General features: G+C 63.3%; 22 protein-coding genes and 1 tRNA gene. 7 read left to right on the top strand and 16 right to left on the bottom strand.

The annotated features are described in order from the left end of the window. Positions 1–115: 115 nt before the first annotated feature. The gene (locus tag NKJ75_RS20455; RefSeq protein ID WP_023684049.1) at positions 116–1,078 is read right to left on the bottom strand and encodes a sugar-binding protein; all 963 of its coding nucleotides are present in this window, start codon (positions 1,076–1,078) and stop codon (positions 116–118) included. 579 nt (positions 1,079–1,657) lie between these two features. On the opposite strand from NKJ75_RS20455, the gene NKJ75_RS20450 reads away from it, so the two are divergent. Together NKJ75_RS20450 and NKJ75_RS20445 are read left to right on the top strand one after the other, a co-directional pair. Next, positions 1,658–2,761, top strand: a complete 1,104-nt coding sequence (locus NKJ75_RS20450) for a LacI family DNA-binding transcriptional regulator (protein ID WP_352500104.1) — start codon at positions 1,658–1,660, stop codon at positions 2,759–2,761. Positions 2,762–2,907: 146 nt separating this feature from the next. Then, positions 2,908–3,162, top strand: a complete 255-nt coding sequence (locus NKJ75_RS20445; RefSeq protein WP_198025848.1) for a hypothetical protein — start codon at positions 2,908–2,910, stop codon at positions 3,160–3,162. A 445-nt stretch (positions 3,163–3,607) separates the two neighbouring features. Here the strand turns inward: NKJ75_RS20445 and NKJ75_RS20440 are convergent, their stop codons facing one another. The 10 genes from NKJ75_RS20440 to NKJ75_RS20395 form a co-directional block, all read right to left on the bottom strand. After that, the gene (locus NKJ75_RS20440) at positions 3,608–4,195 is read right to left on the bottom strand and encodes a hypothetical protein (protein ID WP_352463463.1); all 588 of its coding nucleotides are present in this window, start codon (positions 4,193–4,195) and stop codon (positions 3,608–3,610) included. Positions 4,196–4,738: 543 nt separating this feature from the next. Continuing rightward, the gene (locus NKJ75_RS20435) at positions 4,739–5,650 is read right to left on the bottom strand and encodes an ABC transporter permease (RefSeq protein ID WP_023710456.1); all 912 of its coding nucleotides are present in this window, start codon (positions 5,648–5,650) and stop codon (positions 4,739–4,741) included. After that, positions 5,647–6,747: an ABC transporter permease gene (locus tag NKJ75_RS20430; protein ID WP_352500103.1), complete on the bottom strand. Its 1,101-nt coding sequence runs from the start codon at positions 6,745–6,747 to the stop codon at positions 5,647–5,649. The genes NKJ75_RS20435 and NKJ75_RS20430 overlap by 4 nt, the downstream gene beginning before the upstream one ends. Beyond that, positions 6,744–8,267 carry an ABC transporter ATP-binding protein gene (locus NKJ75_RS20425; RefSeq protein WP_023727824.1) on the bottom strand — a complete coding sequence of 508 codons (1,524 nt, stop codon included), beginning with the start codon at positions 8,265–8,267 and terminating at the stop codon, positions 6,744–6,746. The genes NKJ75_RS20430 and NKJ75_RS20425 overlap by 4 nt, the downstream gene beginning before the upstream one ends. 3 nt (positions 8,268–8,270) lie before the next feature. Then, positions 8,271–9,368 (bottom strand): BMP family ABC transporter substrate-binding protein, encoded by a 1,098-nt coding sequence (locus NKJ75_RS20420; protein WP_197031298.1) that lies wholly within the window; start codon positions 9,366–9,368, stop codon positions 8,271–8,273. Between the two features lie 26 nt (positions 9,369–9,394). Further along, positions 9,395–10,774, bottom strand: a complete 1,380-nt coding sequence (locus NKJ75_RS20415; protein WP_352500102.1) for an amidohydrolase — start codon at positions 10,772–10,774, stop codon at positions 9,395–9,397. Between the two features lies 1 nt (position 10,775). Continuing rightward, a complete protein-coding gene (locus NKJ75_RS20410) occupies positions 10,776–11,435 on the bottom strand; it encodes a glutathione S-transferase family protein (RefSeq protein ID WP_352500101.1) in 660 nt (219 codons plus the stop codon). Continuing rightward, positions 11,432–12,277 carry an aromatic ring-hydroxylating dioxygenase subunit alpha gene (locus tag NKJ75_RS20405; RefSeq protein ID WP_352500100.1) on the bottom strand — a complete coding sequence of 282 codons (846 nt, stop codon included), beginning with the start codon at positions 12,275–12,277 and terminating at the stop codon, positions 11,432–11,434. The genes NKJ75_RS20410 and NKJ75_RS20405 overlap by 4 nt, the downstream gene beginning before the upstream one ends. Then, positions 12,274–12,927, bottom strand: coding sequence for a Rieske 2Fe-2S domain-containing protein (locus tag NKJ75_RS20400; protein WP_023744949.1), 654 nt, complete (start codon positions 12,925–12,927; stop codon positions 12,274–12,276). The genes NKJ75_RS20405 and NKJ75_RS20400 overlap by 4 nt, the downstream gene beginning before the upstream one ends. 157 nt (positions 12,928–13,084) lie before the next feature. After that, positions 13,085–13,351 carry an acylphosphatase gene (locus NKJ75_RS20395; RefSeq protein ID WP_023689148.1) on the bottom strand — a complete coding sequence of 89 codons (267 nt, stop codon included), beginning with the start codon at positions 13,349–13,351 and terminating at the stop codon, positions 13,085–13,087. A gap of 331 nt (positions 13,352–13,682) precedes the next feature. On the opposite strand from NKJ75_RS20395, the gene NKJ75_RS20390 reads away from it, so the two are divergent. After that, positions 13,683–14,870, top strand: a complete 1,188-nt coding sequence (locus tag NKJ75_RS20390) for a helix-turn-helix domain-containing protein (protein ID WP_023806263.1) — start codon at positions 13,683–13,685, stop codon at positions 14,868–14,870. A gap of 37 nt (positions 14,871–14,907) precedes the next feature. On the opposite strand, the gene NKJ75_RS20385 is transcribed toward NKJ75_RS20390, so the two are convergent. The 3 genes from NKJ75_RS20385 to NKJ75_RS20375 all read right to left on the bottom strand — a co-directional run bounded on the left by NKJ75_RS20385 (position 14,908) and on the right by NKJ75_RS20375 (position 17,447). Then, a tRNA-Arg gene (locus NKJ75_RS20385) sits at positions 14,908–14,984 on the bottom strand. 162 nt (positions 14,985–15,146) lie between these two features. Then, positions 15,147–16,049, bottom strand: coding sequence for a DUF1003 domain-containing protein (locus NKJ75_RS20380; protein ID WP_023703727.1), 903 nt, complete (start codon positions 16,047–16,049; stop codon positions 15,147–15,149). A gap of 429 nt (positions 16,050–16,478) precedes the next feature. Further along, entirely contained in the window at positions 16,479–17,447 is a 969-nt protein-coding gene (locus NKJ75_RS20375; protein WP_023689149.1) for a D-alanyl-D-alanine carboxypeptidase family protein, read from the bottom strand. Between the two features lie 236 nt (positions 17,448–17,683). Between NKJ75_RS20375 and NKJ75_RS20370 the strand changes: the two genes are divergently transcribed. The 4 genes from NKJ75_RS20370 (at position 17,684) to NKJ75_RS20355 (ending at position 22,170) form a co-directional block, all read left to right on the top strand. After that, the gene (locus NKJ75_RS20370) at positions 17,684–19,495 is read left to right on the top strand and encodes a methyl-accepting chemotaxis protein (protein ID WP_352500099.1); all 1,812 of its coding nucleotides are present in this window, start codon (positions 17,684–17,686) and stop codon (positions 19,493–19,495) included. Between the two features lie 236 nt (positions 19,496–19,731). Next, positions 19,732–20,823, top strand: coding sequence for a hypothetical protein (locus NKJ75_RS20365; protein ID WP_352500098.1), 1,092 nt, complete (start codon positions 19,732–19,734; stop codon positions 20,821–20,823). Positions 20,824–21,092: 269 nt separating this feature from the next. Then, positions 21,093–21,713 (top strand): nucleoside triphosphate hydrolase, encoded by a 621-nt coding sequence (locus NKJ75_RS20360; RefSeq protein ID WP_023832531.1) that lies wholly within the window; start codon positions 21,093–21,095, stop codon positions 21,711–21,713. Positions 21,714–21,798: 85 nt separating this feature from the next. Further along, on the top strand, positions 21,799–22,170 hold the full coding sequence (locus NKJ75_RS20355) for a hypothetical protein (RefSeq protein ID WP_023671223.1): 372 nt from the start codon (positions 21,799–21,801) through the stop codon (positions 22,168–22,170). A 25-nt stretch (positions 22,171–22,195) separates the two neighbouring features. On the opposite strand, the gene NKJ75_RS20350 is transcribed toward NKJ75_RS20355, so the two are convergent. After that, a complete protein-coding gene (locus tag NKJ75_RS20350; protein WP_023671224.1) occupies positions 22,196–22,900 on the bottom strand; it encodes a glutathione S-transferase family protein in 705 nt (234 codons plus the stop codon). Positions 22,901–23,052: 152 nt separating this feature from the next. After that, positions 23,053–24,261 carry a beta-ketoacyl-[acyl-carrier-protein] synthase family protein gene (locus tag NKJ75_RS20345; RefSeq protein ID WP_023671225.1) on the bottom strand — a complete coding sequence of 403 codons (1,209 nt, stop codon included), beginning with the start codon at positions 24,259–24,261 and terminating at the stop codon, positions 23,053–23,055. Positions 24,262–24,263: the final 2 nt, after the last annotated feature.

Below are 24,263 nucleotides of genomic sequence, written 5' to 3'. Positions count from 1 at the left end.
TATTTGATCAGGCTTGCCAGCAGCCGGTGGGCTACAGACTGACGGGCCTTGGCCGACCCGTCAACACGATCGCCGGCTCAAGGCGAACCCTGAGCCGGCGCAACTGCTCGTGGTCTCAGTTTCCGGACATCGCCTTCAGATTGGCGGCATAGGCGTCGACATCGTCCTTACCGATGATCTTGGTCGGGATGATGATCAGGCCGCCTTCCGGAATGCCTGATTTGTCGCCCTTGAGATAGGCGGCCATCAGCTTCATGCCCTGATAGGCCCATTCGAAGGGCTGCTGCACGACGGTCGCCGCCACGGTGCCTTCCTTGACGCCGCCCAGCGTGATCGGATCGTCATCGAAGCCGACGACGGTGATCGAGCCGAGCTTACCGGCGTCACGCAGCGCTTCATAGATGCGCGGCGTGTTGTAGGAATAGAAGCCGACCATGCAGGTGATGTCGGGGCTGGCGACCAGCGCGTCCTCGACATTCTTCTTGGCGCGCGCCTGGTCGATGTCGTCGCCGCGCACGTCCACCAGTTCGATCTTGCTGCCGGCGAGGCCGTCCTTCATGCCCTGGATGCGTTCCTTGGCATTGTCGGCGCCGAGCAGGCCGACGAAGCCGAGGCACTTGCCGCCGTCCGGCATCGCCTTCTTGGCGATCTCGGCCGCCTGCTTGCCGGCGTCGACATTGGACGAGCCGATATAGGCGACGCGCTTGGTCTGCGGGGCATCGGAGTCGGTGGTGAACAGCGCCGTTTCCGACGCGATCTTGTTCAGACCGTCGGTCGAGGTCTTGGGGTCGACGGCCGAGACCATGATGCCCTTGACGCCGGCGGTCACCAGATCGTCCATCAGCCGCTGCTGGATGGCGACCGAGGACTGCTCGGGATATTTGAGTTCGAGATTGTAGTCGGGCAATTCGGCCTGCGCCTTCTTGACGCCGGCTTCGGCGGCCTTCCAGAAATCGGAAGCGCCGTTGACGACGAAGGCCAGCGTCGGTTTGTCGTCGGCGCGCGCAATGGCTGTCGCGGTCAGGCCAAGCAGCAGGGCTGCGGTGGCCACGGATGCATGTCGTATCAAGGATTTCATGTTCAACCTCCCGTTTTGGCTCAGTCGTCGGACTGAACCGATCTTGCATTCACTGACTTGCCGCTCGCGATTTGGACGCCCTCCTCCTCAGGGGTTCCCGGCGCTGAAGAATGGCGTCGTCGGTCGCGATCACGGACTTTAGAGACTCATCCCGTGCTCGTAAATAGTCTGATTTGTCTGACATATCACATGTCCGAGACCAGGCTTGCGGAGGCAAACCCCGCTCACTATCGGGCCATTCACGTGCACTTCTCGCCGCGCGGGCTCACCTGACCGGACACGGCGGATTGACGTTACAGCGTCGTTTTGTATTAGTAAACACTATTAGCAGAGGTCTCGCGCGGACACTCGGCGGCAGCCCTAGGTCTAGTTTGCCCGAACAGGTACAGCACCGCTTCGCGCAAGCAGATGCCTTGCAGTCCTTGAATTTCACGGAGCCCGCAGCGGCATGGCGGGGGACTTCAAAGCTGCTAATAAAGATAAACGCCTTCGACTATTTCCATTGGTCGACGGCGCGACACCATCTTGTCGGTGTGGCAGGCTTGCGACTAGACAGGCTGGGGATTGGGACGCAATGCCATGAGCGAGACGAGGGATCCGGACGGCACGGCGAAGCGGCGCAAGGCGCCGGCGAGAGCCGCCAAGGGCGGCCGCGTCACCATGACCGACATCGCCAGGGCAGCCGGGTGCTCGCAAGCGACCGTCTCCTTCGTGCTCAACGATTCGCCCGGCATCCGGCTGTCGCAGCAGACGCGCGAGCGGGTGATCGACGCCGCGCGTGCGCTCGGCTACGCAGCACCCGCCTTCTCGGCGCTGCGCAAACCTGTTGCCGCCTTCGATGGACTTGACGGTGTCATCGGTTTCGCTGTCGACCAGCTGGCGACAAGCCCGGAAGCCGTTGTCGCCATCGAGGGTGCGCGCCAGGCGTCGTGGAACGCCGGCAATGTGTTGCTCGTCGCTCAGACCATGGGCGACGCCGTCATGGAGCCGCGCGCCGTTGCGGCGCTCACCAGGCGCGGCATCTCGGCGCTGATCTATATGACCATCTTCACCCGGGAGATCACGGCGCCGGACTTCCTCTACGGCCTCGACATACCGGTCATCCTGCTCAACTGCTACACGGCCGATTATGCCTTCCCGGCCGTGGTGCCGTCCGAGATCGCCGGCGGCCAGAACTCGACCCGGCATCTGATCGGCCACGGCCACCGCCGCATCGCCACCATCACCGGCGAGCCGTGGATGCAGGCCGCGCAGGACCGGCTGAAAGGCTACCGCAGGGCGCTCGCCACCGCCGACATCCCGTTCGATCCCGAACTGGTGGTCGAGGGCGACTGGTCGGCGAGCGCCGGCTATGCCGCGACCGTGAAGCTTTTGGCGCTGAAAGAGCGCCCGACCGCCATCTTCTGCCAGAACGACCGCACGGCCATCGGCTGCTACGAAGCGCTGAAGGAGGCGGGCCTGCACATCCCGCAGGACATCTCCGTCGTCGGCTATGACGACGAGGAGATCGCCCGCCATCTGTTCCCGCCGCTGACGACATCGATCCTGCCGCACATGGCGATGGGCCAATGGGCGATCGAACAGCTCGAAGTGCCGCCGCCTGCCGGCCGCGGCCGCTATCCCATCACCAAGCTGGAATGCCCGCTGGTCGAGCGGGAGTCGGTGGCAGCTGTGGCTGGATAAAGTTGAACCAGCCCATCCCGATGCAAATCGGGATGGGTCTGTTTGGTGTTTGCGCCTCAGGGCAGGGTCTATCCGGGAACGTGCCGCGGTTAGAACCGCAAGACGACAAAGGAGCGCCTGCGATAGCAGCGCCGGCGCAACCGGCCATGCCGCCAGAACGTGCGGCAGTGCCGTCTCCAGACATGCCGCCTGTGGTGGCGACGATGGTGCCATCGCCGATGCGAGATCTGCTCGACATCGCCCGGGCCTTCGTCGTCATCAAACAAATTGGCATCCTGCTTGTCGAGTTCATCGAGAATGCCGTTACCGATATTGGGAACCCCGGCCACGGCCTCGAGAGGCCGAACCGCGGTAGCAAGCGCCGCGGCCCCCGCAACGCCGAACAATGCTGTCAAGAATGATCGCCGATCCATCAAAACCTCCATCAGCAAGACAAGGCTAACATGACGAGCCTAACACAAAGCAGCTAGAGCGGGTGATACAAAAGGCCAGAGGTGAATCTTTGAGCCGGCCCAAACGGGTGACCGGACGGACGGCAGAGGCTAGCGCAATCCAGGAAAAGTGTGCGCGCTTTCCTTGGGAATTTCGTAAAAACAAACAGATAGAGCGGTTCGCCGTTTCGGCGAAATGCTCTAGCGCAAGGCCGCTACCGGGCGGCGCGCTTCCTTCGGCTCGGCGACCAAGCCATGCGAAATGCCGCCGATGAAAGCGCACAGCCTGAGCGGTTCCGCCTTTCCGCGAAAATCTGAACCGCTTGGCAAAGCTACCCCCTAAGAATGCCCGCCACCTTGCGGCAGTGGCTGGCTGAGAGACTGACGCCCCACGGCAGATGCGATGTTGCGGTACTCAGCGCCGCGCCAATATCCGGCAGAGCTCCTTCAGGTCCCGGTCGTAGGTGCCCTTGCCGCTGAGCACGCTGGCGCAGCGTTTTTTCATCTTGGCGATCTGGCCGGCCGACATGGCGCTGATGGCAACCACCGCCGGCCGCGCCGGCACCGCCGGCGTGTTGGGATCCCTAGGGCTGGTGGACGTTGTCTGTGTGCCAATGCCGACGCCGACCCCGGCCGTCACTCCACTGCCCACCCCGACCCCGGCGCCGACCCCGACACTGCTGCCGACGGTTGCGCCGACCCCGACCCCGACGCCCGTGCCGACCGATACGCCGGCGCCGGCGGTAACGCCGCTGCCAACCGAGGCGCCGACACTGGCGGTGGTGCCGCTGGTGCCTCCGACCGTCGCTCCGGCATTGACGCCCTTGCTCCCGCCGACCGAGACACCGACGCCAAGCCCGCCGCCACTGCCGCCGACCGAAACACCCACCCCACCGCTGCCGCCGATGCCCACACTGAGCCCGCCCGCGCCAGCCGGAAAGCACAAAGCCACGGTAACCGCGCCACCGGCCAAGGCCTTTGTTAAACTTTTAAAGAAATCCATAATGACGCTCCCCGTGTTGGTTGCCTGTACGCAGGTTGAACAGCATCCGTTACCAATATGATTACGCGAGTGTAGCGTTTTTAGTTTCTGCAAGAATAGGTAGTATTGGAAATCGTTGTTATGGCTTCTTGCGGCGACCGGAATATATATTTTGGGATTGGCGGAAAAAATCGAGGATTTGCGATTAGACTCGGAACCTTAGACAGGCAGGACGAGTGCTCGCATGCGGGAATTTACCGGGCGCATGCCTCAGGTCATCTTGCGAAGCCGCTTCCCGAGGCTGAGGTGGACAGAATGGACCCTCAAGAATGGGGCTCGTACTGGGGAAAAGGGGACGACCCAAGAAACCCGCGACGATCTCCACCGATGTCGGCGCGTTGAGCTCGTTCCGCTGCTCGCAGTCGACGGCGTCAGCGCTACCCTTGCGGGCATACCTTCGCCCCGTTTGGCGTTTCTGCCCTTTGGATCGGATGCCGATCGTCCGCTGGCGTTTCGAATCTCTTCAACTTACGCCGAGTTTCGCAAATCCACTTTGCATCCTGGCTAACGTTCGAAGGGTTCGCCAAGCGAGGCGACACCGTTCAGCCTGAGCAAGCGGCGGTCCGCCGAGATGACACCGAGCACGACGATCGTAACGAGATAGGGAAGGCTGGAAAGCAGTTGCGATGGCAAGTCCAGACCGGTCGCCTGGGCGGCGAGGCTCATCAGCGAAACCGCACCGAAGAGGCAGGCACCCAGGAAAATGCGGCCAGCGAGCCACGTACCAAAGACAACGAGTGCGATCGCGATCCAGCCACGTCCGGCAATCATACCGTCCGCCCAAAGGGGCGTGTACACCGCCGCCGCATAGGCGCCGGCAAAACCCGCCATCATGCCACCAAAAGCTATGGCCGCGATACGGATAGCGATGACCGGATAGCCGATGGCATGGGCTGCCTTGGGATTCTCGCCGATTGCCCTCACGACAAGGCCGACTCTCGTATAGGCAAACATCGCCCAGATCGCAAACGTCACGGCAAGGGAAAGCCATACGACGACGTCCTGGACAAACAGCCTGCCGACTACCGGGATTTCCGAGAGGCCGGGAAAGGCAAGTTTCGGGAGCCCCTTGACCGTCAAGCTCTCGTAGCTTTTGCCGAACAGCGCCGAAAGGCCCTGGCCGAGAATGCCGATCGCAAGGCCTGTCGCGACCTGGTTTGCCCGGAATCCGAGTGCCAGCACTGCAAAGACGAGGGACAGGACGGCGCTACCGAGGCCGGCGGCAACGAACCCCAGCAGGTGTCCACCGCCGTGGTAGACGACGATGAACGCGAGCACCGCGCCGAGGGCCATCAGGCCCTCTACGCCGAGGTTAAGAACACCGGCGCGCTCGACCACCAACTCGCCGAGTGCGGCAAGGAGAAAGGGGGTTGCCGCTGCGAGCATGCCCGAAATAATGAACTCGACGGCGTTCATGGCTGGCTCAGGTGATGGGGGCGGCGCCACTCGATGCGGTAGCGCACGAAGGCCACAGCGCCGAGATAGGCGAGCAGCAAGCTGCCTTGGAAGACGCGGACGGCGGCGATCGGCAGGTTTGCCGACACCATCGCATTGTCGCCGCCGATATAGAGGACAGCCATGAAGAGCGCGGAAAAGATGATGCCGACTGGATGCAAGCCGCCGAGATAGGCGACAATAATGGCCGCATAACCGTAGCCGGTCGAGATCGAGCGCTGCAACTGGCCGAGCGGACCCGCGACTTCCGCGGCGCCTGCCAGTCCCGCCGCCAAGCCACCGATCAGAAGCGATAGCCAAATCGCACGCCCTTCGCTGAAGCCGGCGTAACCGGCCGCGAGCGGGGCAAGGCCGCCGACCTTGAGCTTATACCCCATGAAGCTTCGCTGCATGAAAACCCAGGCCACCAGCGAGAGCGCAAGTGTGATGAGCAGCGAGACGTTGACGCGGGTACCGGTGATCAGGGTCGGCACCATCGCGTCGTTCTGAAACATGACGGATTGTGGGAAATTGAAGCCGGCCGGGTCCTTCCATGGGCCGAGCAGCAGGTAGTTGAGGACTTGCGCCGCAACGAGGCTCAGCATCAGGGAGACCAGGATCTCGTTCGCATTGAGCCTGACGCGCCAGAAGGCGGTGATAGATGCCCAAAGTGCACCGCCGAGGGCACCGAGAAGCAGCATCAGCGGCCAGATCCACTGCCCGGTCGCCTGCGGAAACCAGACGGGGATCGCCGAGGCGAAAATAGCGCCCAGGATAAACTGGCCCTCCGCGCCGATGTTGAACACTTTTGCGCGGAAACCGATCGCCAGCCCCTGAGCAATGAGGAGAAGGGGCCCCGCCTTCAGCAGCACCTCCGCAAACGATGCCCAGGAGAGGAACGGCTCGAGAAGCATCGCGTACAGGACGGCCGCCGGATCTCGGCCTATCAGCACATAAAGGCCCAGATTGAGGATGATCGCCATGCCAAGCGCGACAGCCGGGGCCAGCATGGCCGCGACGAGCGAGGCATGCTCCCGGCGGACGAGCGCGGGGAGGAACGTCGCGGCCCAAACGCTCATGCAGGAACCTTCTCTGGCGAGGCATGTGCTCCGATCATGTATCTGCCGATGTCTTCGGGGCGCGTGTCCCGCGTGACCAGAGGCGGACTCAGCATTCCATGATGGAGCACCTGGATGAAATCGCAGAGTTCGAAAAGTTCCTCGAGTTCCTCGGAAATTACGAGGATCGCCACGCCCAGGTTGCGCAACGCGATGAGCCGCCTTCTGATGGCGGATGCAGCGCCAATGTCTACACCCCAGGTCGGCTGCGCCACGAAAAGCAGTTTTGGCGACAGCATCATCTCGCGACCGACGATGAATTTCTGCAAGTTGCCGCCGGACAGCGAGCCCGCTTCGGCATCCGGGCCGGAGGCGCGGACGTCGTACCGACGGATGCATTCGCTGGTGAAAGCCGTCGCTCCGGCGCTGTTGATGAGGCCGCGCCTCACGAGATCGAAAGGATGGGCGGTAAGAACGGTGTTGAGCACGAGCGACATTTCAGGGACCGCGCCGCGTCCCAGCCGGTCTTCGGGCACGAAGGCGAAGCCAAATCTCCTGCGCGCGGCCGCATCGAGTGCGCCTACGTCGCGGCCCATCATGTAAATCCGGTCGCGTTGTTCCTTCAGCAGCATCGCTTCGCCCGAGATAAGCGCGGCAAGCTCGCCTTGGCCATTGCCCGATATTCCGGCTATGCCAAGAATCTCGCCTGATCGTACCGTGAGGCTGATGCCGGAGAGCGGCGTGGCAAAGGGGTCGTCCGGCGTGTAGTCCATGTCGATTATTTCCAGCCGCTTCTCCCCCTCGGGCATGGCCAACGCGGGCATCACCTCGGGCATGTCGCGGCCGATCATCATCCGGGCGAGGTCGTGCGCATCATAGTCGCGCGGGTCGACGGTGCCGATAACGCGCCCTCCACGCAAGACCGTCGCCTGGTCACAGATCGTGCGAATTTCCTCCAGTTTGTGGGAGATGAACAGGATGGACACGCCGCGGTCGCGAAGGCGCCTGAGCGTGTCGAACAGCTTCTTCACCGCCTGCGGCGGCAAGACCGAGGTCGGCTCGTCGAGAATGAGCAGCTTCGGGTCCGTCATCAGGCAGCGGATGATCTCCACCCGCTGCCGTTCGCCGACCGAGAGCGCGTGCACATCGGCGAGAGGATCCACTTCAAGGCCAAAATCCTGGCCGAGGCTGCGGATGCGCGCCGCCAGCTCCGCCTTGCCGCCGGGGACGACGAGTTGGATGTTCTCGACGACAGTCAGCGTCTCGAACAGCGAGAAATGCTGAAAGACCATGCCGATGCCCCTGCGCCGTGCCTCAGCCGGCGAGGCAAGGCGCAGAGGCTCTCCGTTCCAGACGACGGTGCCTTCGTCCGGCTGTTCAACGCCATAGATGAGCTTCATCAGCGTCGATTTGCCCGCCCCATTCTCCCCGAGGATCGCATGGATCGATTGGGGCGCCACGTCCAGATCGATGGCTTGGTTGGCCCGGATCTGGCCGTAGCTCTTCGAGATGCCGCGGAGCGACAGAAGGGGCGGGGTCATGACTTACTTCGGCAGTGGTGTGGTGACACCCTTGACGTGCCAGTCCATCGCGACGATCTCGGGATCCGCTATCGTCGCACCGGCGGCGGCGGCTTCGCTGCCGTCGGCCTTGGTGATTGGACCTGTGAAGGGCGAGAAGCTGCCGTCGGCGATCTTCGCCGCCACTTCCTTGATCTTCGTCATCGTGTCGGCTGGGATATCTGAGTTCCAGTCCACGACCTCCACCACCTTTTCGGCGACGCCGAGGAAGGTGTTGGCGCCCTTGAAGGTTCCGGCCAGATGGGCATCCACGGAAGCCTTGAAGAAGGGCGACCAGTCCGTCGCGATGCAGCCGAGATATTTCTTCGGTGCATATTTCTTCATCGACGAATTGAGGTTGAACGCGTAGACGCCAGCCTCCTCGCAGGCCGAGATCACGGAGGGTGTGTCCTGCGCGTTCGAGAAGATCACGTCGCAGTTCTGTGCCATCAGCGCCTTGGCGGCTTCCTGTTCCTTGGCCGGGTCGAACCAGGAGTTCACCCAGACGACCGATACCTCGATATCGGGATTTACGGTCTGTGCGCCGAGCGTAAATGCGTTGATCGAGGTGATCAGCTCCGGAATGGCGAAGGCCGAGACGGAGCCGACCTTGCCGGTCTTGGAAAGAGTTGCGGCGGCTATGCCGAGCAGGTAAGTGCCCTGGAAATACTTCGCCGCGAAGGGCGAGAAATTCGGCGCGGTCTGGAAGCCGGAGGCATGCAGCACGGTGACCGCAGGATCGCGGCGGGCGATCTGTAGTGCACCATTCTGGTAGCCGAATGAGCCGGCGATCAGGAACTTGTTACCGTCGGCGACGGTCTTGTTCATGATCCGGTCGGCGTCCGGCCCTTCGGCGATGTTCTCGATGACGGTGATCTTCACCTTGTCGCCGTATGCGGCCTTGACCGGCTCGAGCCCGGCGGCGAGCGCATGGCCCCAGCCGACATCGCCGACCGGCGACGGGAGCACGAGCGTGATACCGAGCGGCTCGTCGGCCGCAAAGGCGGGACGGCTGCCAAGCGCGCCGGCAAGCCCTGTCGCGGCAAGGCCCTTCATCAGAGTTCTGCGGGTCAGATAGTTCAGCATGTCAGTTCCCCTGTCTTAAGTTGTTAGAATTCCACCGCGGCAAAGGCGGCTTCCGCGTCCGCAGCAAGCCGGGCCTCGTTCAGCCCGGTAAACGCACCCTTCTCCCAGACGATGCGGCCGTTGATCATGGTCATGTCGGTGGGCATGCCGATACCGACCTTGGCGATCAGGCTCAATGGATCGTGGCGCGTGCCGACATAATCCATGCGGCGCGTGTCGATCGCGAAGAGGTCGGCGGCCATGCCGGGCGACAGTCGGCCGATGTCATTGCGGCCCAGAAGCGCGGCCCCGCCCGTTGTCGCATAGCCGAGGAAACCGACCGGCGCAGGCACGGGATGAGCGCGCGTCGAGGCCGCCAGGCATTGCAGCATGTAGGCGGAATGGATGCAGTGCATGAGGTTGGAATTGTCGTTCGAGGCAGCACCGTCGCAGCCGAGACCGACGCGCAGGCCAAAGGCGGACATGGCGGGAATATCAGTCACCTCCGCGCCCACCAGATAGACCGGCTCAGGGCAATGCGAGACACCGGTGCCGCTCGCCGCCATCAGCCGCAGTTCGTCATGCGTCAGCTCCCAGCAATGGGCATAGAAAGTGTCTCGGCCGGCAAATCCGAGGTCCTCGAGATAGTCCACCGTACGCATGCCATGGCGGGCCTCGATGATCGGGCTTTCGCCCTCGCCGACATGGGTGTGCATCCGCACCCCGCGATCACGCGCCAGCGAAACCGATTCCACGAAGGTCTCGCGGTAGCAGTTGACCGGCTGGCAGGGAGCGACCACGACCTGACGCATGCTGAAGGGACTGGTGTCGTGATAAGTGTCGATGAGGCGTGCGCAGTCGGCAATGAATTCGTCCGTGGTCTCCAGCATCTCGTCTGGAATGGTCGAGCCTTCCGATTTTGGCAGCGTGTTGCCGCCGCGGCCGGCGTGGAAACGCATGCCGAGAAGGTCGGCCGCTTCGAACTGCCGGTCGATGAGCCGTTTTCCGGCATGGCGCGGAAAATTGTACTGGTGGTCGAAGGCCGTCGTGCAACCGTGCTTTATCAACTCTGCCATCGCCGTGATCGAGGCGTGGTAGAAACAATCCTCGTTGAGCCGGGAGAAGATCGGATAGATCCGGTCGAGCCATTCGATGACCGACAGCTTCGTCCAGTCGAGGTCGGCACGGTTGCGCACAAAGCACTGAAAGAAGTGATGGTGCGTGTTGACGAGGCCGGGATAGACGAACCAGCCGTCGGCGTCCTGCACGACAGTACCGGCCGGCAACTCGCTTCTGTGCAGGCCTTGCCCGATTGCCTCGATCTGCGGGCCATTCGTCAGCACATCGACATTGCGCCGGACGCTCGGACCCCTGCCCTCGTCGGTGATGACCGCTGCGCAATTCTTCAGGAGATAGCCGGTCACCTCACGCCTCGTCCGGTATGGGTCGCGGTTCGGGCTTCAACTCGTGCAGCCGGTGGATACCGGGCATCTCGATGAAATTGTCGAGGCTGCGGAGCGCTCGCGACCAGAGCCGGATCGTGGGATACGGATCGAGGGAAACGCCACCGTCGGGCGCGAGCGCGACATAGGGAAAGCAAGCAATGTCGGCAATCGTCGGCCGGTCGGATGCGAGAAACCGATCGCCACGCATTTTTTGTTCGGAGAGGCCGGCTTCCAGCTCACGCAGTGCCGCTATGCCATTGGCCTGAAGCGCACCGATGTCACCGGGACGCAGCAGCATCTCATGCAGGCGCGCGCCGCCGAGGTTGGCGGTCAGCCTGTGCGAGAAGGAAAGCCATTGCTGGATGCGCGCCGTCTCCTCGGGGGCGCCGCTGCCGAGCCAGGCCGGTGCTGCCTTCGCGGCGAGATAGCCAAGCATGGCGGAAGACTCGGTCAGGATCAGGTCGCCGTCTTCAAGGATCGGGATGGAGCCTCCCGGATTAAGCGCCATAAGCTCGGGGCCACGATGCTCGGCGCCGGGATGGAAGTCGACCGGGCGGATTTCGAGCTTCACACCTGACAGCGTCGCCATCAGGCGCACCTTGTAGCAACTTGGGGAGAGGATGTAGTCGTAAAGCTTCACTGTGCCACCAATTGCGCGCCGTAGGTATAATTGTGGCGCTTCAGCCAGCGGCGATAGGCGATCGAGGTCAAGTCGGCGCGCGTCGGGATTTCCATACCGGGATCGAGCGGCAGAAGACGCGGGATCTGGTTTTCGAGGATCGAGCGGTCCTGCAGGAAAATCGTCTGCTGGAAATGGATGAGGTCGGTCTGTGGCGTCTCGTCATCGAAAAGCGCCATCCACGGCCAGACGTCGCAGAGATCCTCGGCAAGCGGTTGGACGAATAGCGTAATGACATCCCATTCGCCCGGGCGCGGCGGGCAGGTCTTGTAGAGGACTGAGCAGGTCGGGGCCGGCACGCGGTACATGTATTCCGTCGTGATACCTCCACTCGCGGATTTCGCCGCCTGCGGCTGGTAGAACTTCACCTGGGTCGCCCAGACCTCGTCCTCTTCCTCGCGGATCTCGACCTTGTAGTTTTCGACCTCGGTATGTGGCTCCGAGCCGAGGATGTCGGTATGGACGAAGGGGAAGTGCGCGATGTCGAGGAAGTTCTCGACGGCGCGGAGCGGCGAGCAGCGCACCCGCACCACGCCGACATCGACGAAGCGGCGCCCGGGTTGGTCTGCCTCGGGAATCGGAAAGACCGGTTTCTTCGGTTCGCCGAGCGACGACCAGATATGGCCATAGCGCACCGAAACCGGCAGCACGCGCCCGTTTTCGCCTGTCACTTTCGCCGCGCCATTGGCGTCGAGCGCAACCTTGATCGGCTCGTCCATCAGGGTGGTCTCGCGCCCATAGCGGTCGAGCCGGCTGAAAAGCCCGACCGGATACCATTCATCGCGCATCGCATCGTCGATCATGGCACAGCCCCTTTCGCCTCGATCCCTTCGGCCATGCGCCGAAGGCTCTCGGCGGCTCGCGAGGCGGCGATGCGCTCGGACGCATCGCAATCGGCTGGAACAAGGACGTGGATCAGCGTCTCGCCGGCTTCCTGCGGGATAGGCAGCAGGCGAATTGCCGGCGCGCCGGGCGCCTGCCAGACGTATCCTTCAACGGTGGCCTTCGTACCGGCAGCGACCGAGAGCGCCGAATGTCCGGCACGGGCCGTCAATGAACGGAGCGGGACGTAACCCTCAAAAAGGGGTGGCTTGCCGTCAGGCTCTCCATCAGCGACCCAGATGATCCCGCCGGCCTCTTCGACCAACCGGGTCGTGACGCGAATCGTCTCCGGCGGCGTGAGGCTGGGATGGGCAGGAATGCGCAGACACTGACCGGCCTGCGAATAGGTCCAGCCGTGATAGATGCAGGAGAGCGCCTCGCCGCGCACGAAGCCATGGGAGAGGCGCATACCGCGATGCGGACAGCGATCGGCCGATGCCGCCAAGCGCCCCGATTGGCTTCGCCAGAGGGCAATGGGACCGGCGGGCGTCCGCGCCGGCATTACCTGTCCTGTTGGCAGATCCTGGGTAAGGGCGACCGGCACCCAGGTGTCCGTCTTGTCGGACAGCATGACCTTACTTTCCGTACTGATACTACTGTTTCCCGACCAGAGAGATGCCGGCGCAAGGAGTTGGCGAACCGCTCGATGCGGCTGACGTATGCATAATTATTTCGCAATTGCAATATTGATTAAATTAAGTGCAAACGGAGGGTAACCACACGCAAAGCTATATGTTTTTTTGCTCGACAGGCGCGCGGTCGATCGTCTCGACCCAGACTTCAATGGGCCCAAGCGAACATCCCATCTCCATCATGTCGATCAGTTCCGCCGCACCGGCAATATCGAGTTCGATGCGATCGGTGCTTGCATGAGCGATGTGGTGCGCGAGACCGAGCTTGGCCGCATGGCGCATGATCCAGGGCAGGAAGGACGCGGGTTCGAGGTGGCCGCGAATGGTCATCCGCTCATGCAAGCGGTGTTGACTTTGCTTCATCACGAACGCGCGCCTTGGTGTCACGGTCAGCAGCATAGCGTCTGACTGAACGGGCGGAAGTGGTAATCGACGCGCCAATAACACCGAATATCGACTGATCGCCCGTGCCTAGACCCGGGCACTCATGCATGTCGCCCAGAAGTGCCGCGGTTGTGGGACAACGACATGCATTAAACAAAGACTTTAAAGCGCGTCGCATGAATCCGTTTCAGCGCGACGCGCTTTAGGGTTATCTGAGCTATTGTAATGCATCGTGCCCTTCCCGAGAGATGGGTGACAGTTCATTCCGGAGACATGGGTTACACTTTCGGCCCTTTGCAAGGAGAGCAAGGTGCCTTGGAAGGAGTGTAACGTCATGGAAGAGCGGCTGAAGTTCATTGCCCGGCTGCTGGACGGCGAGAAGATATCGGTGCTTTGCCGTGAGTTCGATATCTCGCGCAAGACCGGCTACAAGATCCTCACACGCTACAATGACAGTGGCCTTGAGGGGCTGACGGATCGATCACGCCGACCCTACCGCCACGCCAATCAGCTTCCGTTTCAAATCGAGAAGCTGATTGTGCGCCTCAAGCAAGACAAGCCGACCTGGGGTGCGCCAAAGATACGCGAACGGTTGGCCCGGCTGTATCCTGACGTTCACCGGCCTGCGATCTCGACGGTGCATGCGGTTCTCGACCGCCATGGCCTGGTCGAGCGCCGCAAGCGAAGGCGCAACAGGGCGATGGGAACACCACTTTCAAACGGCTATCGGCCCAACGATCTGTGGTGTGCCGACTACAAAGGCGAGTTCATGCTCGCCGATCGGCGCTATTGCTATCCGCTGACGATCACCGACTTCGCCAGCCGCTATCTCATCGCCTGCGAGGCGTTGTCGACTACCAAGGAAGCCTATGCCTTCACGGTGTTCGAGAGCGTTTTCAAAGAGTTCGGCCTGCCCAGCGCCATCAGGACCGACAATGGCGTTCCCTTTGCCAGCCCAAACGCGCTGTTCAATCTCAGCAAACTGTCGGTCTGGTGGCTGCGCCTGGGCATCGACATCGAGCGCATCCAGCCGGGCTGTCCGCAGCAGAACAGGCGCCATGAGCGCATGCACCTGACTCTCAAGAAGGAAACCACCAAACCGGCTGGCGCCAATTTCCTGCAGCAGCAGGCCAGGTTCGATGACTTCATCGATGAGTTCAACTCAGAACGCCCACATCAGGCGCTCGACATGGCCTGTCCAGCCGAGCGCTACACCCCGTCACCGCGCATCTATGCCGGCCTGCCGGATCTCGATTATCCGTTTCACGACAAGGCCGTCACCGTCACCACCTGCGGCCGCATCTGCTACAATCGCAAGAAGATCAACCTCAGCCTCGTCTTTGCCGGCCAGACCGTCGGCATCAAACAGGTCGAGGACCATATCTGGCTGGCTTCCTTCATGGATTATGATTTGGGCTACTTCGATGATGAGACATGCAGGCTCGAACCACTCCAAAACCCCTTCGGGCCAAAAGTGTTACCCATGTCTCCGATATAAACCGTAACCTATGTGTCCGGAATGGACCTCGGTAAGTTGGCGCACCCGACAGGATTCGAACCTGTGACCTCTGCCTTCGGAGGGCAGCGCTCTATCCAGCTGAGCTACGGGTGCCTTCAAGGAACCTGAAAACGAACCAGCCGATAGGCCGGCCAGCCACGGCTTCTTAGCGGAAGCCGCGCCGGGCTTCAACGGGCAATTGGCGTGGCGATATTTTCGAAGCCACCTTGCGCGGCCTGGCAAGTTCGCGTCCGCCCTGCAGCCTCAGCCGGGGACTCACCCCGCCACCTCCACCTTCGCCACCCGCCTGCGCACCCTGCGTGGCGCCCGCTTCGCCTTCTTCGCCCCCGTCAGCTCGTGCATCGCGTCCAGCTGCATCTGCTGCATTTCGGCCAGCCGCGTCCATTGGCGCGAGATCAGGTAGTCGAGCTTTTCGTGCAGGTGGCGCACTTCCAGCTCGGCTTTCAGGTTCACCCGGTAGTCGTTGAAGGAGCGCAGGCGGTCCTTGGCCTCCGTCCGTCTCTGGCTCATCATGATGATCGGCGCCTGGATGGCGGCGATACAGGAGAGCAGCAGGTTGAGCAGGATGAAGGGGTAGGGGTCGAAGGCGCTGCTCACGCCCGCGATCAAATTGATGCCGATCCACACCGCAAGCACGCTGCCGAACGAGATCAGGAACCACCAGCTGCCGCCGAAAGCCGCCATGTTGTCGGAGACGCGGTCGGCGAACGAGCGGTGCTCCTCGAACTCCTCTTCCGAGTTTTCCGAAATCGTGTCCTGCCTGGCGATCGATTCGACCACCTGGCGGTCGAGCTCGGAGAATTCGCCATGCTCCTGCTGCAGCAGCTCCTCCATGTAGCGCATGCGGTAACGGCCGAGCTCCTCCCGGCTGATGCGGGCGCCGCGCGGCAGGTCGGGATGATCGGAGCGGATGCGGTCGGCCAGGCTCGGCCTGAGGTCGTCGATGCGCACCAGGTCACGCTTGCGAAACTTTCTACCTGATATCGCCGACGGTTTTCGCTTCGGCTTCAGGCGGCCATGGGGTTCGGAGTCCGGCACATCGGGCGCTTCCAGCGCCTCGTCGGCAACCAGTTCGGCGTCGTGGGCGGGCGGCGCCTCGAAATACTCGCCGCCGCTGTCGTTTTCATTGTCGGCCTGTTCGGATGGTTTTGGGCTCATGATGCCGGCTCCTGCTGTCGCGCCCACGATACGCCAAGGCGAGGCGGCATAGCCACTGTGGCGGTGAAGATTGGGGGCTTGTGCATGCTTGTGATGAATGCCTGCTGCAATTGCCTGTGGCAGCGCAGCCCCCCGGGGCCTCGCTCGCCTGCTGCTCGGCAACCAGACCGCCGAAGTGCTGTTGCCGACGGAGGTCGCGCCTGCTGCAGAGTTAAGATGAGGCAGCGATCCTTCACGACCCCCCTCTGTCCTGCCGGACATCTCCCCCTCAAGGGGGGAGATCAGATGTCGCCATGGCTTCGCCAAACACGAAAAAGAGGCGAGACGCCGAAGCTGCTAATCTCCCCACTTGAGGGGGAGATGGCCGGCAGGCCAGAGGGGGGTGCTGTCCCGCCGGCGTTTCAGAGTTCCTCCACCCAACGACGGGTTCTATTGCGGCGGTAAACCAGGCAACTGCGACCCCTGCGCCGGCAAACCAGGCGGCGGCAGGCCGGGCGACGCGGCCGGCTGATCTCCCGCAAACATCAGCCGCGTCTTCGTATCGGCCATGGCGGGCGACAGACTGCGCTGGATCAGCGCTTCGACATGGTCGTTGCGCTGCCTAGCGCTGTCGGCGCCCATCACCACCACGATCAGATGCCGGCCGTCGGCATTGTAGGACGTGACGATATTGTAACCGGATGCCCTGATATAGCCGGTCTTGATGCCGTCGACGCCGCGCACCCGGCCGAGCATGTCGTTGTGGCCGCGCACCAGCCGGCCGCGGAACATGAAGTCGCTTTCGGAGAAATAGTGGAACTGCTGCGGGAAGCGGGCGCGCAGCGCCATCCCCAGCGTCGCCATGTCGCGCGCCGATGTGTGCTGGCCATCGTCGGGCAGGCCGGAGGCATTGCGGAAGACGGTGCTGCTCATGCCGATCTGGCGCGCCTTGGACGTCATCATGGCGGCGAACTGGTCCTCCGAGCCGCCGAGATATTCGCCCACCGCCACCGCCACGTCATTGGCCGACTTGACCACGATCGCCCGGATCGCCGAATCGACATCGATGCTCTCGCCGCGCTTGAAGCGCAATTTGGTCGGCGGCTGCCGGGCGGCATTGTCGGAGACCGGAATCTGCGTTTCCTTCGAGACGCGGCCGGACTCCAGCGCCTCGAACAGCAGGTACAGCGTCATCATCTTGGTCAGCGACGCCGGATAGCGTTGCGCCCTCGAACTGACTTCGAACAGCGTCTTGCCACTGCCGGCATCGACGACGATGGCCGCATATTTCTCCTGCGGCGCCGGCACCGCGAGCACGCTGTCGGGCGGTGCGGTGGTGCTGCAGCCGGCCACGAAGACAAGCAGCAGGAGGGCTGCGAGAAATTTCTGGGCGGGGGAGGGGAAATGGAAATTTGGCAAGTCAAGTCCGGCGTTGCTGAGAGGGCCGGAACCTAGCCTAACCCATTGTGTTCGTCCATTTGGTTAACGGCGGAGCTGCCAATCTCCCCCTTGCGGGGGAGATTAGCTGTGACTTCGGTCTTCGCTACTCACCAACTCCGTAATCCCCCGCCCCGAAATCGCCTGCTTCCTGTCCTGTTTTGCCTGCGGGGTCGCGGTGCTGCTATAGAGGCGGCAATTGCTTGGGGGATTTGACAATGACCGGTGACATCGGCGCGGCTGCGCCATCTCTTATCAGGGCTTCGCTCAGCCGCACCGGCAAATGGGCCGGCAGCGTCGCTTTCATCGGCGGCGCCGCATCCGACATCCTCAATCCGCTGGCGCCGTTCGCCGCCTATATCGCGCTGGTCGCTTCGGTTGCCGCCGCCATCATCGCCATTGCCATCGTTCTGCGGCTGGTGCTGGCCGCCAAGGCGCTGCCGGCGCTGATCTTTGCCACCAGCGCTGCCGCCGTCGCCGGCGGCGTCTATGGCCTGCAGCAGCAGACCAATTCGCAGAACGGTGTGATCGCCGGCCTGGTGCCGGCCATCGCCCAGTTGCAGCAGCAGATGGGCATCGTCTCGGCCAGGGTGGCCAGGATCGAGCAAACGGTAACCGAGACGAAGCTGGCGGTCGACCAGGTCAAGCAATCGACTGACGCGGTGGCGAAGAAGACCGAGGAAATTGCGTCGACCCAGCAGCAGCAGGCTGAGCAGGGCGCGCAGACGCAAAAGTCGGTAGAGGCGGTCAAGCAGACGACCGAAACGCTCGCTGCCGGCCAGCAGAAACAGGCCGAGCAGGCGGATAAGCTTCAGGCGACCACCGAGCAGATCGCCGCCTCGATCGACACCATCGCCAAGGGCTTTGCCGCATTGGCCGCGCAGGGCGGGGCGATCGCCGAGCCGAAGCGGCCGGATGAATTCTACCACAATGCCCGCGTCTACGAGCTTTCCGGCGACATGCTGAATGCGCGGCGCTCCTATCTCGCTTTTGCCGGTTTCGACGTCGACGCCGTCGATCCCTACACACGCTTTGCCACCCTGCTGCGCGTGCAGGACGGCAAGGCCGGCGCCCGCGAAGTGTTCGGCCAGCTGGCCGACAAGGCCAAGGCGCTGTCGATCAAGCTGGTCCATATCCTGCAGTTCGACGATGCCCAGCGTCTCGACAAGCTCAACGCCTTCATCGCGGCCAATCCGGATTTCGCACCGGCCTATTATCTGCTCGCGCAGGAGTTTTCCGAGGATCGCCTCGGCGTCCAGTCGCTGTCCGACAAGCGCAGCGAGGCCGAGGCGCTGACCAGGTTCGTCTCCTATGAAAAGGAAGGTGGGCTGCTCAAATATTTCGTCGACCAGACGCAGCTCGCCGACTGGCTCGACCGCAGCCGTACCCGCCTGACGGCGCTTGGCGACGTGCTCGACCCAGCACGCTTTGCCCCGACGCTGACGCCGATGCGCTCCAATGCCGGCTGGACGATCTCCATCTCGCTGCCCGAGGCCGCGACCGGCATTTCCTGGCGCATGGGTGTGTCAGGTCCGTTCACCGACACCGGGCTGATGGCGATGAACGACCAGCGCACCGGCAAGCCGATGCCCAATCCGAGCTTCGAATTGCCCGACAGCACCACGGCCACCACCATCGGGGTCAAGTATCTCGATCTCAGGGGCCGCGAGACCGGGCCGTTCGACATAAGTTTCGATCCGGACGCAGCGCTGCAACAGGGCAACAAACAGATCCTCGACCAGTTCTGGACGTCGTGGATCGCCTTCGACGCCAGCGGCAATCACGGCCTGGTCTATTTCTCCCAGATGCTGTCGTTCCGCTGTGGCATCAAGGAGGTGCGCTACAGCCTGAACGGCACGGCGCTCGACAGGGAGATCAAGCTGCCGCCTTGCGACAAGAAGGACCCGTACGCCATTCCTTATGACTACCAGCCTTACTTCAAGGTCGCCGACAACGTGACATCGATGGCGGTGCAGGTCACCTACACCGACGGCACCAAGTCGCCGGTGCGCGAGTATAAGCGGCAGTAGGCGCCCACCCTCCCCCATGTGGGGAGGGTCGATCCGCGTAGCGGATCGGGGTGGGGGTCCTCGTAGGGCGCTACCCCCACCCCGTCGATCGATCTCCGCTTCGCTCCGATCGCTCGCCGACCCTCCCCAAAAGGGGGAGGGTAAAAATCGCCCTGATGCAAAATGCCGGTCGCTGTGCTTGCGCATCCCTCGCGGAGCGGGTTTGTTCGCTGCCATCAGAATCAGCAGGTGCGCGGATGGATACGGTCACGATCAAGGCAAAGGGCATTTCGGTCACGCTCGATCTCACTGTCGGCCATATCGCCGACATAACGGTCGACAGCGATGGCCGCCAGCTGAAGCCGCTGCACCGCGCGCCCTGGATCGATGCCGGCGAGACGCTGCCGCCGGATCTGCCTCAAGGCACGGTGCGGCTGTCGGGCGATTTCCTATGCGCACCGTTTTCGGCCAGCGACATCGAGGCCGCACCGCTGCATGGCTGGCCGGCCAACAGCCCCTGGGATGTCACCGTCAGCGAAGCGACATCCGACGGCTGGCGGGCCGTCTTCCGGTTGCGCCGCACGGTGATGGGCGCGACGGTCGACAAGATCTTCACGCTCCGCAACAGTCATCCCTTCCTCTATCAGGAGCATGTCTTTTCCGGCGGTTCCGGCGCTGTCTCCGCCGCCCACCATCCGATGGCGGCGATGCGCGATGGCGGCCGGCTGGCCTTTTCGCCGAAGCGCTTTGCCGGGACACTGGACGCACCGCTGGAGCCCGATCCGGCCCGCGGCCGCTTCAAGCTTTCCTATCCCGCCCGCTCGACCGATCTGACGCGCTTTCCAGCCACTGGCGGCGGCACGCTCGATCTCACCGACTACCGCATGGAGGATGAGCGCGAGGATTTCATCACCCTGGTCGAAGCCGATCATGGCGGTCCGGGCTGGACGGCGCTGGCGCGCCGGGCCGAACAGGATCTGGTGCTGGTGCTGAAGAACCCGGCGGAGCTGCCGGTCACCATGCTGTGGTTCAGCAATGGCGGCCGCGACTACGCGCCGTGGAGCAGCCGCCATCGCGGCGTGCTCGGCATCGAGGACGGCCGCGCCGCCATCGGCCATGCCGCATCGATCGGCGACAATTGGCTGAAGCGCGAAGGGGTCGCGACCGCTTTTACCCTCGGCGGCGAAGTCTCCTTCCGCCATGTCATCGGCGCGCTGCCGCAGGCAAACGGCGAGCCGCCGCGCGATATCGGGACAGCCTCAGGTCACATGCGTCTCACCGGAGCCGATGGTTCGACCCGCGATGTCAGGTTCGACAGCGATTTCCTGCGGATCGGCCAGCCCGGCTGATTTTCGAACGCTGGCCCTGCCCCTCACCTGCCTGCCGGCATCCTCGACACACGGCACATGGAGCTTGTCCGCCGCACCGCCGCGCCAACCAATCTGCTTGGCGCTGCGGCGGACGCATAGGGGGAGAAGTGTTACCCATCTATCGGCTGGACACCGGCAGGGCGACGAGGGGCGGCGCTGACGTGGCGGATGTCGTGAGATTGCCCAAATCGCGGTTTGAAATTTCCTCAAACTGCCGACAAGATGCAAAGCATAGCTGGAAGCGCCCAATGTCCGAAATCGCCCATCTCGCCGCCACCATCTTCAAGCGCGCCGGCAAGGCGAAACGCTTCATCGTCGCCATTGCCGGCCCGCCCGGCGCCGGCAAGTCGACGCTCTCGGCCGGCCTGCATGATCTGCTGCCGGATGGCGCGGCTGAAGTCGTGCCGATGGACGGCTTCCACTATGACGACATCGTGCTCGACCAGCGCGGCCTGCGGTCAAGAAAGGGCGCGCCGGAGACTTTCGACTTCGCCGGCTTCGAGACGCTGTTGAAGCGCATCCGTTCGGGCGAGCCAGACATCGCCATTCCGGTGTTCGACCGCAGCATGGAATTGTCGCGCGCCGCCGCCTCCATCGTTGCCGCCGAAACCAAGTTCATCCTGGTCGAAGGCAATTACCTCCTGCTCGACGAGGAGCCGTGGTCGCGGCTGGCGCCGCTGTTCGACTTCACCATCTTTGTCGATGTGCCGCGTGCCGAACTCGAGCGCCGCCTTCTGGTGCGCTGGCACGAGCATGGCCGCTCCGACGAAGACGCCCGCGCCTGGATCGCTTCCAACGACATGCCCAACATCGATCGCGTGCTCGGCCGTCGCAGGTCCGCCGACCTGGTTGTTGGCGATCCCGCATAGTTCGCTGGACTTCGGAACGGGAACCTTAAGACTTTCAGGCCGTTATCCCTCATCGGCAATCGTGCCGCCGTGAGGGAACCGTCAGATGGCAACCAAGGCAAAAACACCCGCCAAGAGCAAGACCGCTCAACCCAAAGCCAGGCAGGCAAAGGCCACGCAGGCCAAGGCAGGCGCCGGCCCGGCGATCGCCGAGCGGTCCAAGGACGCAAAGCCGGCTTTCGGCAAAGCGGCGCCAAAGAAGGTAGAACCGGTCGCGACGGCGAAGGTGGCGGCGAAAACCGCCAAACCCAAGAAGCCGGCAAGCCGCGGCTCGATGGCCGGCGGGGCCATGCGCACGGTCAAGGCGACCGCCAATGTCGCCGCTGGTGCGGTGGCGGCGACAGCCAGGGGCGCCGCGTCGCTCGCTGCGTCCGTCATCGGCAAGGGCGGCTCGAAAAGCAAGGCCAAGGCGAAATAGACCTGGTTGCTTCGGCCGGCCGAGGTCAATTCCTGGCGGGAATGGTCAGGCCGCGTTGCACCGCGGGCCGCGCCAGCCCGCGCTCCAGCCATGCCGCGACGGTGGGGAAGTCGTCGAAGCCGACGAGTTCGCGCGCCTCGTAGAAGCCGATCAGATTGCGCACCCAGCCCAGCATCGAAATGTCGGCGATGGTATAGTCGTCGTCCATGATCCAGGTTCGACCCTTCAGCCGCGTCTCCAGCACCCCGATCAGCCGCCGCGATTCATTGCGGTAGCGATCCAGCGGCCGCTTGTCGGCGATCTCGCGTCCGGCGAATTTGTTGAAAAACCCGACCTGTCCGAAAATCGGCCCGATCGCCGCCATCTGGAAGAACACCCATTGGATGGTCTCGTAGCGCCGCGCCGGATCGGCAGGGATCAGCTTGCCGGTCTTGTCGGTGAGGTAGAGCAGGATGGCGCCGGATTCGAACAGGCCGAATGGCCTGCCGCCCGGCCCGTCGGGGTCGATGATCGCGGGTATCTTGCCGTTCGGGTTCAGCGACAGGAATTCCGGCGTCCAGCTCTGGTCCTTGCCGATATCCACCAGATGCGCCTCGTAGGGGAGGCCGAGTTCTTCCAGCGCGATCGAGACTTTCACCCCATTCGGCGTCGTCGCGGAATAGAGCTGCAGGCGGTCGGGGTGGCTGGCCGGCCAGCGCTTGGTGATCGGAAAGGCGGACAGGTCGGTCATCGAAAGCTCCGGTCGGGAATTTGGCGCGGTATCGCGCCGTCTGGCGAGTTGCGAAGGATTATCCTCGGCTTCTTTGCCGATCAACCGGTCGAAGGTGCACACACCGTCTTCGCAGTCATTCAGGGCCAGTCGCTCAGGCCAGTCGCTTGCCGTCAGACCGCCTTGAACGCCACCACGGCATTGGTGCCGCCGAAGGCAAAACCGTTGCTGATCGCCGCGCGCACCTTGCGCTCGCGCGCCACATTCGGCGTGATGTCGAGATCGCAGTCGGGGTCGGCCTGCCGGAAATTGGCCGTCGGCGGCACGATGCCTTCGCGGATCGCCATCACGCAGGCGATCATTTCCAGGCCGCCCGAGGCGCCGAGGCAATGGGCATGCATCGACTTGGTCGACGACACCGACAGCTTATAGGCATGGTCGCCGAAGACGCGCTTGATTGCCGCCGTCTCGATCTGGTCGTTGGCCTTGGTGCCGGTGCCGTGGGCGTTGAGATAGTCGACGTCCTCGGGATTGAGCCCGGCGTCCGCCAGGCAGGCGCGCATCGCCGCCGTCGGTCCCTCGACAGTCGGCGCGACGATATCGGAAGCGTCGGCGGAAAGGCCGGCTCCGGCAAATTCGGCCAGAATGGTCGCGCCGCGCGCCATGGCGTGTTCATACGTTTCCAGCACCGCCATTCCAGCACCTTCGCCGAGCGACAGGCCTTGGCGATCGGCCGAGAACGGCCGGCAGGTATCGGGCGCCAGCACCCGCAGGGCCTCCCAGCCCTTCAGGATGCCCCAAAGCAGCGGCGCGTCGGTGCCGCCGGCGACCATGACATCGGCGCGGCCGAGCCGGATCTGGTCGACCGCCGAGGCAAAGGCGTGATTGGACGAGGAGCAGGCCGAAGTGACGCCGAACACCGGCCCGCGCAGGCCGAGATTCATGCTGACATGGCCGGATGCCGCACTCGGCATCACTTTCGGCACGGTGAAGATGCCGGCCCGGTTCTTGCCGTCGACCAGGATGGCGCGATAGTTCTCCTCGATCGCCTCCCAGCCGCAGACGCCGACGCCGACAACCGCGCCCATCCGGTAGGTGGTTGCTTCAGTCGATGTCAGGCCGGCATGCTGCATGGCTTCGCGCGCGGCAATCGTCGCCAAAAGGCTGAAGCGGTCCATCGACACGGTCTGCTTGTGGCTGATGCCATGGTCGGGCAGCGTCTTGATTTCGCAGCCGACCTTGACCTTCAAATCATGCAAACCGGGATTGCTGATTTGACCGATGGCCGATCGGCCGGCCCGCATTTCGTTCCAGATTGCAGGCGCATTGGCGCCGAGCCCGCATATGCCGCCGATGCCGGTAATGACGACGCGCTTTTGCATTC

Source organism: Mesorhizobium sp. M0058 (assembly GCF_040323095.1).
Lineage (GTDB): Bacteria > Pseudomonadota > Alphaproteobacteria > Rhizobiales > Rhizobiaceae > Mesorhizobium.
This window is presented reverse-complemented; position numbering and strand designations above follow the sequence as displayed.

What these genes read in the sequence shown, in the direction of transcription:
- NKJ75_RS20455 (WP_023684049.1), bottom strand. Translation starts at nt 1,078, where the DNA reads ATGAAATCCTTGATACGACATGCATCCGTGGCCACCGCAGCCCTGCTG.
- NKJ75_RS20450 (WP_352500104.1), top strand. Translation starts at nt 1,658, where the DNA reads ATGAGCGAGACGAGGGATCCGGACGGCACGGCGAAGCGGCGCAAGGCG.
- NKJ75_RS20445 (WP_198025848.1), top strand. Translation starts at nt 2,908, where the DNA reads ATGCCGCCAGAACGTGCGGCAGTGCCGTCTCCAGACATGCCGCCTGTG.
- NKJ75_RS20440 (WP_352463463.1), bottom strand. Translation starts at nt 4,195, where the DNA reads ATGGATTTCTTTAAAAGTTTAACAAAGGCCTTGGCCGGTGGCGCGGTT.
- NKJ75_RS20435 (WP_023710456.1), bottom strand. Translation starts at nt 5,650, where the DNA reads ATGAACGCCGTCGAGTTCATTATTTCGGGCATGCTCGCAGCGGCAACC.
- NKJ75_RS20430 (WP_352500103.1), bottom strand. Translation starts at nt 6,747, where the DNA reads ATGAGCGTTTGGGCCGCGACGTTCCTCCCCGCGCTCGTCCGCCGGGAG.
- NKJ75_RS20425 (WP_023727824.1), bottom strand. Translation starts at nt 8,267, where the DNA reads ATGACCCCGCCCCTTCTGTCGCTCCGCGGCATCTCGAAGAGCTACGGC.
- NKJ75_RS20405 (WP_352500100.1), bottom strand. Translation starts at nt 12,277, where the DNA reads ATGATCGACGATGCGATGCGCGATGAATGGTATCCGGTCGGGCTTTTC.
- NKJ75_RS20400 (WP_023744949.1), bottom strand. Translation starts at nt 12,927, where the DNA reads ATGCTGTCCGACAAGACGGACACCTGGGTGCCGGTCGCCCTTACCCAG.
- NKJ75_RS20395 (WP_023689148.1), bottom strand. Translation starts at nt 13,351, where the DNA reads ATGAAGCAAAGTCAACACCGCTTGCATGAGCGGATGACCATTCGCGGC.
- NKJ75_RS20380 (WP_023703727.1), bottom strand. Translation starts at nt 16,049, where the DNA reads ATGAGCCCAAAACCATCCGAACAGGCCGACAATGAAAACGACAGCGGC.
- NKJ75_RS20370 (WP_352500099.1), top strand. Translation starts at nt 17,684, where the DNA reads ATGACCGGTGACATCGGCGCGGCTGCGCCATCTCTTATCAGGGCTTCG.
- NKJ75_RS20365 (WP_352500098.1), top strand. Translation starts at nt 19,732, where the DNA reads ATGGATACGGTCACGATCAAGGCAAAGGGCATTTCGGTCACGCTCGAT.
- NKJ75_RS20360 (WP_023832531.1), top strand. Translation starts at nt 21,093, where the DNA reads ATGTCCGAAATCGCCCATCTCGCCGCCACCATCTTCAAGCGCGCCGGC.
- NKJ75_RS20355 (WP_023671223.1), top strand. Translation starts at nt 21,799, where the DNA reads ATGGCAACCAAGGCAAAAACACCCGCCAAGAGCAAGACCGCTCAACCC.
- NKJ75_RS20350 (WP_023671224.1), bottom strand. Translation starts at nt 22,900, where the DNA reads ATGACCGACCTGTCCGCCTTTCCGATCACCAAGCGCTGGCCGGCCAGC.
- NKJ75_RS20345 (WP_023671225.1), bottom strand. Translation starts at nt 24,261, where the DNA reads ATGCAAAAGCGCGTCGTCATTACCGGCATCGGCGGCATATGCGGGCTC.